The organism is Streptomyces sp. NPDC048248, from assembly GCF_043201875.1.
Lineage (GTDB): Bacteria > Actinomycetota > Actinomycetes > Streptomycetales > Streptomycetaceae > Streptomyces.
Map to the genome: position 1 here is coordinate 14295 of NZ_JBICZL010000009.1, position 16176 is coordinate 30470.

Genomic DNA, 16176 nt, shown 5'->3' on the forward strand with positions numbered 1-16176 from the left:
CTCGTACGGGTGACACCTCTACTGCACCTGTCGCAGCACTTCAGGGCGGGCGCGCCCGGAGCGCGGAAGCCTGGACCCGGACGTACACGCCGCCAGTCCACCCCAGGAGTCGCGCAGTGCCCACGACCGCGCCCCCGCCGATCCCCGCAGGCCCGGCCCCGCCGGCATCCATACCGTCCGGGCCCGGACGACTGACCGGAGCGCTGACCGCGGCGCTGCGCAGGGCCGCGCCCGCGCTGCTCGGCTACCTCGCCGTCCGTCTGCTGGGTGCGCTGGTGCTGATGAAGTGGGCGCACCTCAAGCAGCACGGCCTGTGGCCCTACCTCGCCTCCCATTGGGATTCGCGCTGGTATCTGGGCATCGCCGACCACGGCTACGAGCAGACCCTCGACGAGCAGCTGTTCAACACGAACAATCTCGCGTTCTTCCCGCTGTATCCGGTGATCGTCAAGGCCGTGGCCGGGGTCACCCCGGGCTCACGGGCCAGCATCGGACTGGTCGTCGCCGTCGTCTGCTCGCTCCTCGCCGCCTGGGGCGTCTTCGCGGTGGGCGACCGGCTCCACGGGCGCCGGGTCGGCACCGTGCTCGCCGTCCTGTGGGGCACGACGCCGGTGGCCGTCGTCCAGTGGATGGGCTATACGGAGTCGCTGTTCACCGCCCTGGTGGCCTGGTCGCTGCACTCCGTGCTGACCGGCCGGTGGATCGGGGCCGGCGTCCTGGCCCTGCTCGCCGGCCTCACCCGCCCGACCGGCCTCGCCGTGGCGGCGGCGGTCTCGGTGGCCGCCCTGGTCGCACTGTGGCGGCTGTGGCATCCACCGGGGAACCGCGCCGAGGGGCAACCCGAACCGCGCGCCACCGCCCCGCGGCTGCTGCTCGGCGCGCTGCTCGCCCCGCTCGGCTGGCTCGGTTACGTGGGCTGGGTGGGGCTGCGGCTCCACCGCGTCGACGGCTACTTCGCCGTCCAGAGGATGTGGCACAACGAGTGGGACGGCGGCATCGGCACGCTCCGTACCCTGCGCTCGATACTCGGCTACCAGCCCCGCCCGCAGCTGTTCTTCGTCGTCGTCTCGCTGGTACTGATCGCGTCCGTGGTGCTCTATCTGCTGTGCGTCGCCGGGCGGCAGCCGCTGCCGCTGCTGGTGTTCAGCAGTGTGCTGCTCGCGATCGTGCTGGGCAGCGGCGGCGTCTACTTCCCGCGCGCCCGTTTCCTGCTGCCCGGCTTCCCGCTGCTGCTCCCGGCGGCCGTCGCGATCGCCCGCGCCCGTCGCAGGACCGTCGTACTGGTTCTCGGCGGATCGGCGCTGGCATCCGCCTACTTGGGCGCGTACATGATCCTGGTCTACGGCGGGGCGCCGTAGCCGCTTCGGACGTCCCGCGAGGGGCGGCCGGGCGGCGGCTCAGGCAGAGCCCGGCCGGCCACCGGACGTGGTCGCCTCGACTCCCGCGACGATGATCCGCAGCCCCGCCTCGAACCCGGCCTCCACATCGCCGAACATCTCCCACCCCGCCGCTGCCGCGAGCGGATGGCTCTCACCGAGCCGCCGCGCGCGGCGCTCGAGGTCGTAGGCCGGATCGCGGTCCGCGGGATCCGCCGGGTCGGGATGGATCGACTGCTCCTCGATCACCAGCCCGATGGTGAAGTTGTAGACGGTCCACCAGGCCCTGGCCGCCTCCGCCGGCGTGAAGCCTTCCGCGGTGAGCCGGCCCAGCAGCCGGTCCGTCGGCGCGGCGTGGCTGTCGTCGGTCAGCCGCGTACCGCTGAAGACCTTGCCGCCGTCGCGGTAGGCGAGCAGTTCCCGGCGCAGCGCGCGGGCGCAGGTGAGCAGGGTGTCCTGCCAGGTGCGGACGGCTCCTTCCGCCTCCCGGCCGTCCGGCGACAGCTGCGGCCACTTCATCCGCCGGAACATCTCGGTGGCCATCTCGTCCAGCAGCTCCTGCTTGTTCTTGAAGTGCCAGTACAGCGCGGGGGCCTGGACGTTCAGCTCCTTTGCGATACGGCGCAGGGTGAGGCCGTCGAGCCCCACCTCGTTCAGCAGGCGCAGGGCGGTGTCCACCACCTGTTTCCGGTCGATGCGCGAAACCATGTTGACAACTTAACACCGTTAAGCACATCCTCGGAAGCATGGAACTTAACAACGTTAAGCCAGCTTGTGAGTCAGGCCACGCCGAACCCGTCACGACCGTCGACGTCCTGATCGCCGGAGCCGGCCCCACCGGCCTCGCCCTCGGCATCGACCTCGCGCGGCGCGGCGTCCGCGCACTGATCGTCGAGCGGCAGTCCACCCTGTCGCCCGGAGCCCGCGGCACCGGCCTCCAGCCACGCACCCAGGAGGTCTACGACGACCTCGGTGTACTGCCCGCAGTCCAGGCAGCCGGGGGCCGCTACCCGCGGCTGGCGCTGTGGGAGGACGGCCGGATCGTCCGCACCCAGGAGATGGTCGAGAGCGTCGAACCGACACCCGGCAGCCCGTACTCCAACGCCCTGATGATTCCGCAGTGGCGCAATCTCCAGCTGCTGCACGCGCGGTTGTCGGAGCTGGGCGGCGGCGTGCGCTTCGGCACCGAGCTGACGCGCTTCGAGCAGGACGCGGACGGCGTCACGGCCCGGCTCGGCCTCGCCGACGGAGGCTCGCACACCGTGCGGGCCCGCTATCTGGTCGCCGCCGACGGCGGGCGCAGCACCGTCCGCAAGGGCCTCGGCATCGGCATGAGCGGGCCGCAACTGGCGCCGGGGGCGGGCGTCCTGGCAGATCTGCGGGTCGACGGCCTCGACCGGGACCACTGGCACCGCTGGATGCTGCCGAACGGCCGCTTCGTCATGCTGCTCCCCCTGGCCGGCACCGATCACTTCCAGGGGTTCGCCGTGGCCACCACCGACGAGCCGGACACCTCGCCCGACGGGGTCCGCGCCCTGATCGCCAGGTGGACGCACCTCGCCCCCGAGCAACTCGGCGAGGTGCTGTGGGCCTCCGTCTACCGGCCCCGGGCGGGCCTGGCCGACCGCTACCGCCGCGGCCGGATCCTCCTCGCTGGCGACGCGGCCCATATCCACTCGCCGGCCGGCGGCCAGGGCCTGAACACCAGCGTCCAGGACGCCTACAACCTCGGCTGGAAGCTCGGCCAGGTGCTGCGCCACGGCGCACCCGACGCACTCCTGGACACCTACGAGAGCGAGCGCCGCCCGATCGCCGCCGGCATCCTGCAGACCAGCACCCGCCTGCACCGCTCCGGCTCACTTGTCCGCGGCCGCGACCTCCACCAACTCGGCATCGGCTACCCCGACAGCCCGCTGAGCACGGAACTGCGCACGGCCGTCGCCGATGGTGCGCGCACCGCGGGCGACCGGGCCCCCGACGCCCCGTGCCACACCGCCGACGGCCGGCCCACCCGCCTCTTCGACGCCTACCGGGGCCCGCATTTCACCCTGCTCGCCCTGGGCGACACCGACCTCGACGAGGCCGCCCTGCCGGTAGGCCAGGACCGGCTGCGCACCGTCCGCGTCGACGGCCCCGACCCTGACCTGACCGACAAGGACGGCCACATCCGGGACGCCTACGGGGACGGCCCCGGCGTCTTCCTCATCCGGCCCGACGGCTACGTCGCCGCCGCCGCGCCGGCCGAAGGGGCCACCGCCCACGTGACCGCAGCCCTGGCCCCGTACCTGGCAGAGGCCGCGGCGGCGGGGTAGTTCAGGACACCGCCGGACGCCACATGGTGGTCACGACATGGCCGGTGGCGACGGTGATCCGGCCATGGGCGGCGAAGCCGGCCCGCTCGTACCGTGCGAGGTTCGCCGGGTTGGACGACTCCAGGTAGGCGGGCGCGCCCAAGGCGTCGATGCGCGCGAGCGACTCGGCCAGCAGGCCCATGCCCAGCCCCTTGCCGCGGTGCGCGTCATGGGTGCCCAGAAGGGTCAGACAGAAATGCGGCTCGCTGGGCCGGGCCGCCGCGAACTGATCACAGATGCGCAGGACACCCTCGGCCACCTCCGGGCTCGCGCTGCCGGTCAGGAGGCCCTTCATGCCGTCCTCCTCCTCCTCCGAAGTCAGCTCGGAACCGCCCGGCGGGATCCACACGGCAGCGGACTCCGCGTTCCGCGTCACCAGCGTCCACGGATAACGCAGGGCCGAGGACACGAAGAGGCGCCACATCACCGCCGCCTGCCGGGCACGGCGACCGGGGTCGGGGAAGGCGGGACCCCACAGCGGGTCGTCGAAGAACGCTGTCGTCAACGTCTCGACGACCGCGTCGACGTCGGCGGGGCCGGCGATTCGCGCGGATACCGGCCGGGGTACGGAAGCCATCGGCCCACCGTAGCCGCGCCCGGGCGGGAAAAGAGCGGCCCCGGTGGCGCCATCAGCCACCGGGGCCACCCGCCGCCCCGGGGGCGGTCCGCCTGCTGGAGCCCGCCTACTGGAGTCCGATCATCACGGCCAGTCCGACCGCACCCGCCACGCACGGCGCGATGATCTCGTAGGCCCAGCGCACCACCGGCTCACCCGTGGCGCTCTCGCGATGTGCGGCGCGCTCCTTGATCTCGCGCAGCTCGTCGAGGGTCTGGTCCGCCATGGCGCGCGGCACCGGGCCGTCGTCGGCGCCCAGACCGAAGCGGCTCCGGGGCGCGTTCGCGCCACGCGCCGCCTGCTTGCTGACCTTCTTGCGCTGCCGGAGGGAAACCGGCACGGCCCAGAGCTGGTACTTGCCCTCGCTGGTGAACACCTCGGCGGAGAACATCGCTCGCAGGTACTCCACCGCGCTCCAGGGCAGCGTGATCGTACGGAACGGATTGCGCACCACCAGCCGGTCCTCATTCGCCCTGACCTGCGGCCGGAGGGTGAAGGCCGTCACCAGCGGCACACCGAGGAGCAGGGTGAACATCGCCGTCAGCTTGGTCCGCGCGTCGCCCCGCAGCAGTGCGTCACCGCCGAGCCAGAGCCCGAGCAGCAAGAGCAGCACACCGCCGACGAGGGCCGCGGGCGAGCGGTAACTGCGCTCGGCGAACTGCTGTTGCGGCGGGGAGGACCGTTCCGGGCTCGTCATGGTGCCGATTCTGCCTGACGTCCCAGCATGCGGACATTGCGGTACGACAACGGCTCGCGCCCCATGGCCGGTCGAACTCCGCGAGCCGCCGCTGTCCAGCACCTGCGCGCGCCCGGCCCCCCGCGCGCGGTCGACCGGGCGATCACCGGGCTCCCCTTCCGCCCGGGACACCTACGCCGGACCGGTGTCGGCGAATTCGCAGCGCAGGGGGGTGGCATGCCGCTACGCGCGTAGATATGCTCCTCTCGTGACCATGCCCATCACTGTTCCCGCATACGGCAAGGAAGCCGCGGAACGTCTGGCGTCGATGGCGGACGTGACCGCCGACGACGGTGCGCTGCGCCGCTTCCTGCACGGCCTCCCAGGCGTCGACGCGGTCGGCCTGCAGGCCCGCGCCGCCACACTCGGCACCCGCTCGATCAAGACGACGGCGAAGGCGTACGCCATCGACCTCGCCATCTCGATGATCGACCTGACGACCCTCGAAGGCGCGGACACCCCGGGCAAGGTCCGGGCGCTGTGCGCCAAGGGCATCACCCCGGACCCCACCGACCGCACCGCTCCCCGGGTCGCGGCGATCTGCGTCTACCCCGACATGGTCGCGACGGCCAAGGAGGCGCTGCTCAACGGCGGTGCCCCGGACATCCACGTCGCGTCCGTCGCCACCGCCTTCCCGGCCGGCCGGGCCGCCCTGCCGGTCAAGCTCGCCGACACCCGTGACGCCGTCGCGGCCGGCGCCGACGAGATCGACATGGTGATCGACCGGGGCGCCTTCCTCTCCGGGCGCTACCGCGCGGTCTTCGAAGAGATCAAGGCCGTCAAGGAGGCGTGCGCCCGGCCGGACGGCTCGGTCGCGCACCTCAAGGTCATCTTCGAGACCGGCGAGCTCCAGACGTACGACAACGTCCGCCGGGTCTCCTGGCTCGCGATGCTCGCGGGCGCCGACTTCATCAAGACGTCGACGGGCAAGGTGTCGGTGAACGCCACCCCGCCCGTCACGCTCCTGATGCTGGAGGCGGTACGCGACTTCCACGCCGCGACGGGCGTGCAGGTCGGCGTGAAGCCGGCCGGCGGCATCCGGACGACCAAGGACGCGATCAAGTACCTGGTCATGGTCAAGGAGACGCTCGGCGAGAGCTGGCTGACCGGCGACTGGTTCCGCTTCGGCGCCTCCAGCCTCCTGAACGATCTGCTGATGCAGCGCCAGAAGCTCAGCACCGGCCGCTACTCCGGCCCCGACTACGTCACGGTGGACTGAGGCACCCATGACCTTCGACTACGCACCCGCCCCCGAGTCCCGCTCGGTCGTCGACATCGCGCCGTCCTACGGCCTGTTCATCGACGGCGAGTTCGCGCCGGGCTCCGACGGCAAGGTCTTCAAGACCGTCTCCCCCTCGTCCGAGGAGGTCCTCTCCGAGGTCGCCCAGGCGAGCGCGGAGGACGTCGACCGCGCCGTGAAGGCCGCCCGCAGGGCCTTCGAGAAGTGGTCCGCACTGCCGGGCTCCGAGCGCGCCAAGTACCTCTTCCGGATCGCCCGGATCATCCAGGAGCGCTCGCGCGAGCTGGCCGTGCTGGAGTCGCTGGACAACGGCAAGCCGATCCGTGAGTCACGCGACGCCGACCTGCCGCTGGTCGCCGCGCACTTCTTCTACTACGCCGGCTGGGCCGACAAGCTCGACCACGCGGGCTACGGCGCCAACCCCCGCCCCCTGGGCGTCGCGGGCCAGGTCATCCCCTGGAACTTCCCGCTCCTGATGCTGGCGTGGAAGATCGCCCCGGCCCTTGCGACGGGCAATACCGTCGTCCTCAAGCCGGCCGAGACGACCCCGCTGTCCGCCCTCTTCTTCGCGGACATCTGCCGCCAGGCGGGCCTGCCCAAGGGCGTCGTCAACATCCTGACCGGTGACGGCTCCACGGGCGCCGCCCTGGTCGCGCACCCGGACATCAACAAGGTCGCCTTCACCGGCTCCACCGAGGTCGGCAAGGCCATCGCCCGTACGGTCGCCGGTACCGACAAGAAGGTGACGCTCGAACTGGGCGGCAAGGCCGCGAACATCGTCTTCGACGACGCCCCCGTCGACCAGGCCGTCGAGGGCATCGTCAACGGCATCTTCTTCAACCAGGGCCACGTCTGCTGCGCCGGCTCGCGACTGCTGGTCCAGGAGTCCGTCGCCGAGGAGGTGCTGGACTCCCTCAAGCGCCGGATGCAGACCCTCCGGGTCGGTGACCCGCTCGACAAGAACACCGACATCGGCGCCATCAACTCCGCCGAGCAGCTGGCCCGCATCACCTCGCTGGTCGACGCGGGTGAGGCCGAGGGCGCCGAACGCTGGGCCCCGGCCTGCGATCTGCCGTCCGCCGGCTACTGGTTCGCCCCGACGATCTTCACCGGCGTCACCCAGGCGCACCGCATCGCGCGCGAGGAGATCTTCGGCCCGGTCCTCTCCGTCCTCACCTTCCGCACCCCCGAGGAGGCGGTGGAGAAGGCCAACAACACCCCGTACGGCCTCTCGGCGGGCATCTGGACGGAGAAGGGCTCGCGGATGCTGTGGACGGCGAACAAGCTCCGCGCCGGGATCGTCTGGTCCAACACGTTCAACAAGTTCGACCCGGCCTCGCCCTTCGGCGGCTACAAGGAGTCGGGCTACGGCCGCGAGGGCGGCCGGCACGGTCTGGAGGCGTACCTCGCCGGAGCGACCGGACCGACGAGCGAGCGAGAAGGCGAGTCCGACCGATGAAGCAGTCCGATCGTTTGAGCGTGCTCAAGACCTACAAGCTGTACGTCGGGGGCAAGTTCCCCCGGTCCGAGAGCGGGCGGGTGTACGAGGTGACCGACTCCAAGGGCAAGTGGCTGGCGAACGCGCCGCTGTCCTCCCGCAAGGACGCCCGGGACGCGGTCGTCGCGGCCCGCAAGGCGTTCGGCGGCTGGTCGGGCGCCACCGCCTACAACCGCGGCCAGATCCTCTACCGCGTCGCGGAGATGCTGGAGGGCCGTCGCGAGCAGTTCGCCGCGGAGGTCGCCGACGCCGAGGGGCTGTCCAAGGCCAAGGCCGCGGCGCAGGTGGACGCGGCCATCGACCGCTGGGTCTGGTACGCGGGCTGGTCCGACAAGGTCGCCCAGATCGCCGGCTCCGCCAACCCGGTCGCGGGCCCGTACTTCAACCTCTCCTCCCCCGAACCGACCGGCGTCGTGGCGGTCCTGGCCCCCCAGGACTCCTCCTTCCTCGGTCTGATCTCGGTCATCGCGCCCGCCGTCGTCACCGGCAACACGGTGGTCGTGGTGACCGCGCAGGATGCCCCGCTGCCCGCCCTCTCCCTCGCCGAGGTCCTCGCCACCTCCGACCTCCCGGGCGGCGTCGTCAACATCCTCTCGGGTCGTACCGCGGAGATCGCGGCCCCGCTCGCCGCCCACCAGGACGTCAACGCCATCGATCTCACCGGCGCCGACGCCGCGTTGGCGAAGGACCTGGAAACGGCCGCGGCCGACAATCTCAAGCGCGTCCTGCGCCCGGCACCGTCGGACTGGACGTCCGACCCGGGCACCGGCCGCCTGCTGGCCTTCCTGGAGACCAAGACGGTCTGGCATCCGATGGGCGTCTAGCACCGGACCGGCACCCCCGGGTGCCGACCGGCCAACTACGTGGGGCCCCGCCTTCCTTGGGCGGGGCCCCACGCTGCTGCCCGCCCCCTCCTTACAATTGATCTTGACCGCACCACGACAACTTCGGGGGAGTTCCGGACCTGAAAGCACATCAAGGGCCGGGCGAGAAAAGAAAGATCGCGTAGACGCCCGCCGTCAGGAACGCGCTCAAGGCCGTCACACGCGGGGATCGGGCGGGCCGGTACCGCGAACCGGCCGTCGAGCAGGATCGCGGCGTGACCACCCCGCGACCCCGGCAACCCGTTCGACTGACCACCAAGACGAAAGGAGCGGCGCCGGATGAGGCCGGATTACGCGACTCCTTCCCACAAGGTGGGCCGTCCGCTGGAGGCGATGGGCAACAGCCGACTGGTCAACAACTCGTTCACCCGGGCCGCCGACCGCGTCAGTGACCGGGTCGAGAGCGCGGCGATCGACCTGGAGCACGTCGCCGACCGGGCGACCGAAAGGGCGATCTGGGGCACGGTCATGGACGGCGGCTGGCACAGCATGGCCGGGCGGTTCCTGGTCGATCTGACCAACGCGGGCGGTGAGCCCCGGCGTCAGGCGCTGACCGACCGCCGGCTGATCGTGCTCGTGGACCACAACACGAGCTGGCTGGACGCCACCCCGAAGTGCGATTTCGGCGTGGCGGTGCCCCGTGCGGACATCGCCCGGGTCAGTGCGCATCCGAAAGCCATCAGCAAGGGACGGTTCGACGTCACCTTCGTCGACGGTTCATGGATCGCCCTGGGCAGTGTGCTGCGCAAGAACATGGAGGGGCTCGTCGCCGCCTTCAACCAAGGGGTTTGACGACACCGGCGCCGACCCGGCCGGGACGTACCCGGCCGGGGTCGTACCTGTCGAAACAGCTCAGCCGGGCAGTACCGACGTCGCCTCCCCCACCACCGGCAGGTCCTTCAGGGCTGCGCCCTCCGAGAGGGGGCCCGTCGCCGCGGCGGTGCTCACGGGCTTGAAGTCGGCGATCTGGGTGCCGACGGTGTTGTTCAGCGGGTCGACGGGGGTGTTCGCCAGCGGGTTCAACTGGAGGTTCTTGGCGGTGGCGATGCTGCCGCCCGCGGTGTCCAGCACGGCGTCGGCCAGGGCCGCGGCCCTGCCACCGCTGTCGTTGGCGGTCGGCGTGGGCGCGGCGTGCGCGCCGGCCGCGCCGCCGGCCGCGAGCGCGGCGCCGGCCGCCGAGACGACCAGACCTGCCCGCAGGAGGACGCGCGGGAAGCGGCTGGACTTGGAACGTACGTGTGAGGCCATGTGCTGCCACCTGCCTGTGGGTCGGAAGGCATCCACCGGAAGGAGACCTTCTGCGAGAGCGGAGGAAACGATTGCGTAATCGTCCGGTTGCGTAGCGTAGTTGAGGGGCGTGAGTCGATCCACCTGGGGCGCCAGGGGGTACCTCTCTCGGCCCAATGCACGACAATGGCTGTCCGTGAGCTCCCACTCCTCCGCCCGGCCGCCCGCCGCCCGCGTCGTCCTGCTGACCGGCCCGTCCGGTTCCGGCAAGACGTCCCTGGCCGCCCTGACCGGCCTCCCCGTCCTGAACCTCGACGACTTCTACAAGGAGTGCACGGACCCGACGCTGCCGCAGCTGCCGGAAGGGGGCGGCGCCGACTGGGACTCGCCGCTCTCGTGGGACGCCGCAGCCGCGGTCGCGGCCGTCGAGGCGCTGTGCCGTACGGGACGTACCACCGTGCCGGTGTACGACATCTCCGTCAGCGCCCGCGTCGGTGAGACGAGTCTTGACCTCGCCGGGGCGGCGCTGTTCATCGCGGAGGGCATCTTCGCGGCCGACGTCATAGCGGGCTGCCGTTCGGCGGGACTGCTCGCCGACGCGCTGTGTCTGCGCGGGCGCCCCACCACGACCTTCCGGCGACGGCTCGCCCGGGATCTGCGCGAGGGCCGTAAGTCGGCGCCGTATCTGGTGCGGCGCGGGCTGCGACTGCTGCGCAACGAACGCACCATCGTCGCCCGGCACAGCGCCCTGGGCGCGCACCCGTGCGCCAAACCGGAGGCGCTGGCCCGGATATCGGCGGTGCGGTCGGCGGACGCGGTTGGTGAGACGGTGCGTTCCTGACCGCGTCGGCGTACACGAAGAAGCGGGTTCGGACCGGCCCCCCCGGCCGTCCGAACCCGCTTCGTTTCCCCCGTGCCCCCCTACTTTCCCCCGTATCCCCCGATACGCCGGCCTCCCCGGAGCGCTCCGGTTCGGCCGTTCCCCCGTATCCCCGTCCCCTCGGGCGTTCCCCCGTCCTCAGGCCACCAGCTCGCCGAAGGACTCCTCCTCGTCACGGCCGAAGCTGAGGACCTCGTCCTCGCGCAGCCGGCGCAGGGAGCGCCAGATGCTCGACTTCACCGTGCCGACACTGATGTCGAGGATCTCCGCGATCTCCGGGTCCGTGCGGCCCTCGTAGTAGCGCAGCACCAGCATGGTGCGCTGCGTCTCGGGCAGCCGGGCCAGCGCCTGCCACAGGACGGCGCGCAGTTCGGTGCCGCGCATCGCGTCCACGTCACCGGCGGTCTCGGGCAGTTCCTCGGTCGGGTACTCGTTGAGCTTGCGCCGGCGCCAGGCGCTGATGTGCAGATTGGTCATCGTGCGCCGCAGGTAGCCGCCGAGCGCCGCCTTGTCGCTGATCCGGTCCCAGGCCCGGTAGGTCGAGAACAGTGCGCTCTGCAGCAGGTCCTCGGCCTCGAAGCGGTCACCGGTCAGGTGGTAGGCAGTGGCGTACAGGGAGGCGCGGCGCTCCTGGACGTAGGCGGTGAAGGCCGCTTCGGCCTCCGCCGTCTCCGACGCGGAACGCCGTTCCCCCGTCTTCTCCCCGTACGCCGCTGCCGCGTTGCTCCCCCCGGAGCCGTCTCCCCCGTTGGCTCCCTGGCCCGCGTTGCCCCCGTTACGTCCCCCCACGGTCGCGTCGACGGCCACCATGTACGGCGGTCGCTGACGCCCCACGCCGCGGGCGCACCCCCGCCCTCCCGCACCGGACTGGGCCGTGCCGGCCCGCCCGACGTCGTGGAGGCGCGTGATAACTGCGCTGGTGGTGGTGCCGTGCAGTGTGTTCATGTCGCGCCCCCCGTCGGTTGAGCCGGTCGTTCGGTGTCTCTCCGGGTGGTGATCTCTCCCGGTGCCCCAAACATTGCCAACCCAGTTTCATCGCGTTGTCCGTCGACTGTCACAGCCCTGTCACAGGGGTGAGGGGGGTCCGGCGCGGGGCCGCCACGGGTGCGGGCCTTGTGTGGGAGGGCGCCACTGGTCGATCTCGTGGCGTCCCATGGGCCAGAATGGCCAACGTGCCTTTCCTGTTGCTGATCGAGGACGACGACGCCATCCGCACGGCCCTCGAACTCTCGCTGTCGCGCCAAGGTCACCGTGTGGTGACCGCGGCGACGGGCGAGGACGGCCTGAAGCTGCTGCGCGAGCAGCGCCCGGACCTGATCGTGCTGGATGTGATGCTGCCGGGCATCGACGGCTTCGAGGTGTGCCGGCGGATCAGGCGTACGGACCAATTGCCCATCATCCTGCTCACCGCGCGCAACGACGACATCGACGTCGTGGTGGGCCTGGAGTCCGGTGCCGACGACTATGTCGTCAAACCGGTCCAGGGGCGGGTGTTGGACGCCCGGATCAGGGCCGTGCTGCGCCGTGGGGAGCGCGAGTCCAACGACTCGGCGACCTTCGGCTCGCTGGTGATCGACCGCTCGGCGATGACGGTCACCAAGAACGGCGAGGATCTCCAACTGACGCCCACCGAACTGCGCCTGCTGCTGGAGCTGAGCCGCCGGCCCGGGCAGGCGCTGTCCCGTCAGCAGTTGCTGCGGCTGGTGTGGGAGCACGACTACCTCGGGGACTCGCGTCTTGTGGACGCCTGTGTGCAGCGGCTGCGCGCGAAGGTGGAGGACGTACCGTCCTCGCCGACCCTGATCCGTACGGTCCGCGGCGTCGGGTACCGGCTGGACTCCCCGCAGTGACCGCTCGCCCCGATGACGGCGGCTCGCACGACGGCACCGAGGGCTCCGCTGCGCCCGCGCCCGGCAGGCGTCCGCTGCGGCTGCCGCGGTGGATGCGGCGCGCGTCCGGGCTGCTGCGCTGGACGAGTCTGCGGCTGCGGCTGGTCGTCGTCTTCGCGCTGGTCGCGCTGACCGCCGCGGTCTCCGCGTCCGGTATCGCCTACTGGCTCAACCGCAACACCGTCCTGGACCGCACCCAGAACTCCGTGCTGAACGACTTCCGCAAGGCGCTGGAGGACAGCACCCGGTCGCTGCCGCCGCGCCCCCGGTGCGCCGAACTCCAGGACGCCGCGCGACGGATGGCGGGCGGGCCGCAGAACTACGCGGTGCTGCTGATCGGGGTGGACAGCGCGGGCAAGGACTGCGCGGCCACCACGAACAAGAACCTCCTGACGCTCAAGAACGTCCCCGCGTCGCTACGGACCGCCGTCAACGACGTGCGGAAGGTCGACGAGTCCAACCGCTACGCGCATCACCTGTACTGGCAGCGCAGGGAGGTCGGCGACGTCCCCTATCTCGTCGCCGGCGCGAAGGTCATCGGCGGTGGCCCGACCGGTTACATGATGAAGTCGCTGGCCGCGGAGCGGCAGGACCTCAACTCGCTCGCCTGGTCGCTGGGGATCGCCACCGCGCTCGCGCTGGTCGGCTCCGCGCTGCTGGCGCAGGCCGCCGCGACGACCGTGCTGCGGCCGGTGCAGCGGCTCGGGCACGCGGCCCGGCAACTGGGCGAGGGTCGGCTGGACACCCGGCTGCGGGTGACCGGCACGGACGAACTCGCCGATCTGTCACGGACGTTCAACCGCACCGCGGAGCGACTCGAACAGCGGGTCGAGGAGCTGAGCGCGCGGGAGGCGTCCTCGCGCCGCTTCGTCGCCGACATGTCGCACGAACTGCGGACGCCGCTGACGGCGATCACCGCGGTCTCGGAGGTGCTCGAGGAGGAGGCCGACTCCCTCGACCCGATGATCGCGCCCGCCGTGCAGCTGGTCGTCAGCGAGACGCGGCGGCTCAACGACCTCGTGGAGAACCTCATGGAGGTCACCCGCTTCGACGCGGGGACGGCCCGGCTGGTGCTGGACGACGTCGAGGTCGCGGACCAGGTGACCGCCTGTATCGACGCGCGGGCCTGGCTGGACGCGGTCGATCTGGACGCCGACCGCGGCATCGTCGCCCGCCTGGATCCGCGGCGGCTCGACGTCATCCTCGCGAACCTGATCGGCAACGCCCTCAAGCACGGCGGCTCCCCGGTGCGGGTGTCGGTGCACACCGAGCCGGCAGCCGGCGAGGACGGCGCTGCGGCCGGACCGGGCGGGCCGGACGCCGAGGAAGCACCGGGCGGGCACGGCACGACCGCCGACCGCGGGGCACAGGGCGGCCGGCCGGCGCCCCCCGACGACGGCGGTCCTGAGCAGCCGGAGACGCCGGCGGCGGACGCGCACCGGGGCGGCGCGGGGGATCTGGTGATCCGGGTACGGGACCACGGCCCCGGCATCCCGGAAGAGGTCCTGCCGCACGTCTTCGACCGCTTCTACAAGGCGAGCGCCTCGCGGCCACGGTCGGAGGGCAGTGGTCTCGGCCTGTCGATCGCGATGGAGAACGCGCACATCCACGGCGGTGAGATCACGGCCGCCAATCTGCCCGAGGGCGGCGCCGTCTTCACCCTGCGGCTGCCCATGGACGCCTCCCGGCTGGCGGACGGCGGCGGGCGGGACGGCGGGGGCGTCACGCAGGGGCGCGGTGGCGCGTCGGGCGACGGCCGGGCGACCGGTGGCGCGTCGGGCGCGGCCGACGACGGCACGGAGGGCGACCGATGAGACAGCCCATTCCCGCGCGACCGCAACGGCGTGCGCCGCGGTCCGGCGGGGCCCGGAGGTGGCGGCGTACGGCCGCGGTGGCCGCCCTGGCGCTGACTGCCGCAGGTTGCGGTGTCCGCGGCACGTCCGTACCGGTCGATGCCGGGGGCGCCCCTTCGCGGGTGAGCTGCAAGGTTCCCGAGGGCGATGCGCCGGCTGCCCCTGGTGATGTGCAGGTAACCGTATATCTGGTGTGCAGCTCGACGCTGACTCCGGTGGAGCGGACCGTGTCCCGGCCCAAGGCGCCTACGGACGGCGCGCGCCTGCAGGCCGCCCGCGCCCTGCTGAGTGAGCTGCAGAAGCAGCCCGTCTCGGCAGAGGAGGAGGCCGGGTTCAGCAGTGCGGTACCCGAGGACGTCGAGGTCACCGGGCCCCGGGCGGGCGACGCCGCTGACGCGCTGCGGCTGAGCGTGCGTCCCGACGACCTGCCGTCCTTCGCGCTGGCCCAGCTGGTGTGCAGCTACGGCATGAGCGCGGCGCTCGGCCGGACGCACGCGGTGCTCCTGGGCGGGCCGGGTGGCGACGTGTCGCACCGCTACGAGTGCTCCGACGAGGTGCTGACCCACCCGGACATCGCCCAGAACACGAGCTGGGGCGGTCCGCTGTCCCGCAAGGGCTGAGGCGGCCGTAGCGGGGCCGGGCCACCGGCTGCGAAGCCCGGCCGTGGGACCGCGTCCGGGCGCGCCCCGAGGTCCGCCGCGAGGGCGTCATCAAGACAGGCGCGACAGTGCGGAACCGCAGCCCCCGCTACCGGCGTCCTGGGCTTTGTGCAGCGTCATGGCCCCGGCGACACCGCCGCCCTCCGTTTGCGCGCCACCGGACTTCTTCTCCTTGTGGCGCATCTTGTGCTCGTCGGCTGGCTGATGCTGCGTCCGCGGACGGTGCCCTGGGTGCCCGCCCCGAATCTCGAACCGCTGGCGTCGATCAGCGCCGAGCTGGCGCGCGGGCCGTGGGAGGCGGTGCAGCATCTGGGCGGATCTGCGCTGCTGCTCGCTCCTCTCGGCGTGCTGCTTCCGATGTCGGCCGGCCGACTGAACGTGTCGCCGCTGGTGTCGCTGACCCGCACGGTCTTCGCCGGCGCCATGATCGCGCTGGCCATCGAGTTGCTGCAGACCGGGGTCCCCGGGCAGGTCCCCGACATCGACACGGTGTTGCTGAACGCGGCCGGGGTGGCGCTGGCGCATCTGGCCGTCGTCCCCGGGTACCGGTCCCGGCTCCGCCGCCGGAACGAGCATCTCAGGGGTGCGACCCCGACGATCCCCAGGGTTGGACTGGCCCCGAAGGCGGATGTTCTCTCCGGCTCGCGGTCTTACCTTTGAGGCATCGGGGCAAACGCCTCAGCATGTAGCAAAGGAGCCGTCATCATGGCCGCCGAACTGGTCCGTCCCCGCGACAACCGAATGATCGCCGGAGTGTGCGCGGGCCTGGCCCGTCGCTTCGGTACGACCCCGACCACCATGCGCACGATCTTCGTGGTCTCGTGCCTGCTCCCCGGCCCGCAGTTCCTGGTCTACCTGGCGCTGTGGATATTCATGCCCTCCGAGAAGACCACCGCCACCGCCTGGTAGCCCGCGCGGGCACTCCTGCCCCGCCCGGCACGCCGAAGGCCGTGCCCCGGCACGCACG

General features: G+C 71.9%; 17 protein-coding genes. 12 read left to right on the forward strand and 5 right to left on the reverse strand.

Annotated features, from left to right (window positions below; genetic code table 11):
* Nucleotides 1-116: 116 nt before the first annotated feature.
* The gene (locus ACGFZW_RS20320) at nucleotides 117-1358 is read left to right on the forward strand and encodes a hypothetical protein (RefSeq protein ID WP_393894544.1); all 1242 of its coding nucleotides are present in this window, start codon (nucleotides 117-119) and stop codon (nucleotides 1356-1358) included.
* Nucleotides 1359-1397: 39 nt separating this feature from the next.
* On the opposite strand, the gene ACGFZW_RS20325 is transcribed toward ACGFZW_RS20320, so the two are convergent.
* Nucleotides 1398-2084, reverse strand: coding sequence for a TetR/AcrR family transcriptional regulator C-terminal domain-containing protein (locus tag ACGFZW_RS20325; RefSeq protein WP_393894545.1), 687 nt, complete (start codon nucleotides 2082-2084; stop codon nucleotides 1398-1400).
* A gap of 38 nt (nucleotides 2085-2122) precedes the next feature.
* Between ACGFZW_RS20325 and ACGFZW_RS20330 the strand changes: the two genes are divergently transcribed.
* Complete coding sequence (locus ACGFZW_RS20330; protein ID WP_393894546.1) at nucleotides 2123-3688, forward strand: FAD-dependent oxidoreductase; 1566 nt, start codon at nucleotides 2123-2125, stop codon at nucleotides 3686-3688.
* Nucleotide 3689: 1 nt separating this feature from the next.
* Here ACGFZW_RS20330 and ACGFZW_RS20335 read toward each other — a convergent pair whose 3' ends face one another.
* A complete protein-coding gene (locus tag ACGFZW_RS20335) occupies nucleotides 3690-4304 on the reverse strand; it encodes a GNAT family N-acetyltransferase (RefSeq protein ID WP_393894547.1) in 615 nt (204 codons plus the stop codon).
* Nucleotides 4305-4410: 106 nt separating this feature from the next.
* On the reverse strand, nucleotides 4411-5040 hold the full coding sequence (locus tag ACGFZW_RS20340; protein WP_393894548.1) for a PH domain-containing protein: 630 nt from the start codon (nucleotides 5038-5040) through the stop codon (nucleotides 4411-4413).
* Nucleotides 5041-5293: 253 nt separating this feature from the next.
* Between ACGFZW_RS20340 and deoC the strand changes: the two genes are divergently transcribed.
* The 4 genes from deoC to ACGFZW_RS20360 all read left to right on the forward strand — a co-directional run bounded on the left by deoC (nucleotide 5294) and on the right by ACGFZW_RS20360 (nucleotide 9493).
* Nucleotides 5294-6298 carry a deoxyribose-phosphate aldolase gene (gene deoC / locus ACGFZW_RS20345; protein ID WP_393894897.1) on the forward strand — a complete coding sequence of 335 codons (1005 nt, stop codon included), beginning with the start codon at nucleotides 5294-5296 and terminating at the stop codon, nucleotides 6296-6298.
* Between the two features lie 7 nt (nucleotides 6299-6305).
* A complete protein-coding gene (locus ACGFZW_RS20350) occupies nucleotides 6306-7778 on the forward strand; it encodes an aldehyde dehydrogenase family protein (protein WP_393894549.1) in 1473 nt (490 codons plus the stop codon).
* Nucleotides 7775-8641 carry an aldehyde dehydrogenase family protein gene (locus ACGFZW_RS20355; RefSeq protein WP_393894550.1) on the forward strand — a complete coding sequence of 289 codons (867 nt, stop codon included), beginning with the start codon at nucleotides 7775-7777 and terminating at the stop codon, nucleotides 8639-8641. The genes ACGFZW_RS20350 and ACGFZW_RS20355 overlap by 4 nt, the downstream gene beginning before the upstream one ends.
* 339 nt (nucleotides 8642-8980) lie before the next feature.
* The gene (locus ACGFZW_RS20360; protein ID WP_393894551.1) at nucleotides 8981-9493 is read left to right on the forward strand and encodes a hypothetical protein; all 513 of its coding nucleotides are present in this window, start codon (nucleotides 8981-8983) and stop codon (nucleotides 9491-9493) included.
* A gap of 60 nt (nucleotides 9494-9553) precedes the next feature.
* Here ACGFZW_RS20360 and ACGFZW_RS20365 read toward each other — a convergent pair whose 3' ends face one another.
* Nucleotides 9554-9949, reverse strand: coding sequence for a hypothetical protein (locus ACGFZW_RS20365; RefSeq protein WP_393894552.1), 396 nt, complete (start codon nucleotides 9947-9949; stop codon nucleotides 9554-9556).
* A gap of 175 nt (nucleotides 9950-10124) precedes the next feature.
* On the opposite strand from ACGFZW_RS20365, the gene ACGFZW_RS20370 reads away from it, so the two are divergent.
* On the forward strand, nucleotides 10125-10769 hold the full coding sequence (locus tag ACGFZW_RS20370) for a uridine kinase (RefSeq protein ID WP_393894553.1): 645 nt from the start codon (nucleotides 10125-10127) through the stop codon (nucleotides 10767-10769).
* A gap of 177 nt (nucleotides 10770-10946) precedes the next feature.
* Here the strand turns inward: ACGFZW_RS20370 and ACGFZW_RS20375 are convergent, their stop codons facing one another.
* The gene (locus ACGFZW_RS20375) at nucleotides 10947-11753 is read right to left on the reverse strand and encodes a SigE family RNA polymerase sigma factor (protein WP_393894554.1); all 807 of its coding nucleotides are present in this window, start codon (nucleotides 11751-11753) and stop codon (nucleotides 10947-10949) included.
* A gap of 227 nt (nucleotides 11754-11980) precedes the next feature.
* Between ACGFZW_RS20375 and afsQ1 the strand changes: the two genes are divergently transcribed.
* From afsQ1 to ACGFZW_RS20400, 5 genes are all read left to right on the forward strand, one after another.
* Nucleotides 11981-12658 carry a two-component system response regulator AfsQ1 gene (gene afsQ1, locus ACGFZW_RS20380; RefSeq protein WP_181924064.1) on the forward strand — a complete coding sequence of 226 codons (678 nt, stop codon included), beginning with the start codon at nucleotides 11981-11983 and terminating at the stop codon, nucleotides 12656-12658.
* Nucleotides 12655-14511 (forward strand): ATP-binding protein, encoded by a 1857-nt coding sequence (locus ACGFZW_RS20385; protein WP_393894555.1) that lies wholly within the window; start codon nucleotides 12655-12657, stop codon nucleotides 14509-14511. Before afsQ1 ends, ACGFZW_RS20385 begins: the two co-directional genes overlap by 4 nt.
* A 209-nt stretch (nucleotides 14512-14720) precedes the next feature.
* Nucleotides 14721-15170 carry a hypothetical protein gene (locus tag ACGFZW_RS20390; protein ID WP_393894556.1) on the forward strand — a complete coding sequence of 150 codons (450 nt, stop codon included), beginning with the start codon at nucleotides 14721-14723 and terminating at the stop codon, nucleotides 15168-15170.
* A gap of 147 nt (nucleotides 15171-15317) precedes the next feature.
* The gene (locus ACGFZW_RS20395) at nucleotides 15318-15869 is read left to right on the forward strand and encodes a VanZ family protein (protein WP_393894557.1); all 552 of its coding nucleotides are present in this window, start codon (nucleotides 15318-15320) and stop codon (nucleotides 15867-15869) included.
* Nucleotides 15870-15914: 45 nt separating this feature from the next.
* Complete coding sequence (locus ACGFZW_RS20400; protein ID WP_393894558.1) at nucleotides 15915-16118, forward strand: PspC domain-containing protein; 204 nt, start codon at nucleotides 15915-15917, stop codon at nucleotides 16116-16118.
* The last annotated feature ends 58 nt before the right edge of the window (nucleotides 16119-16176 follow it).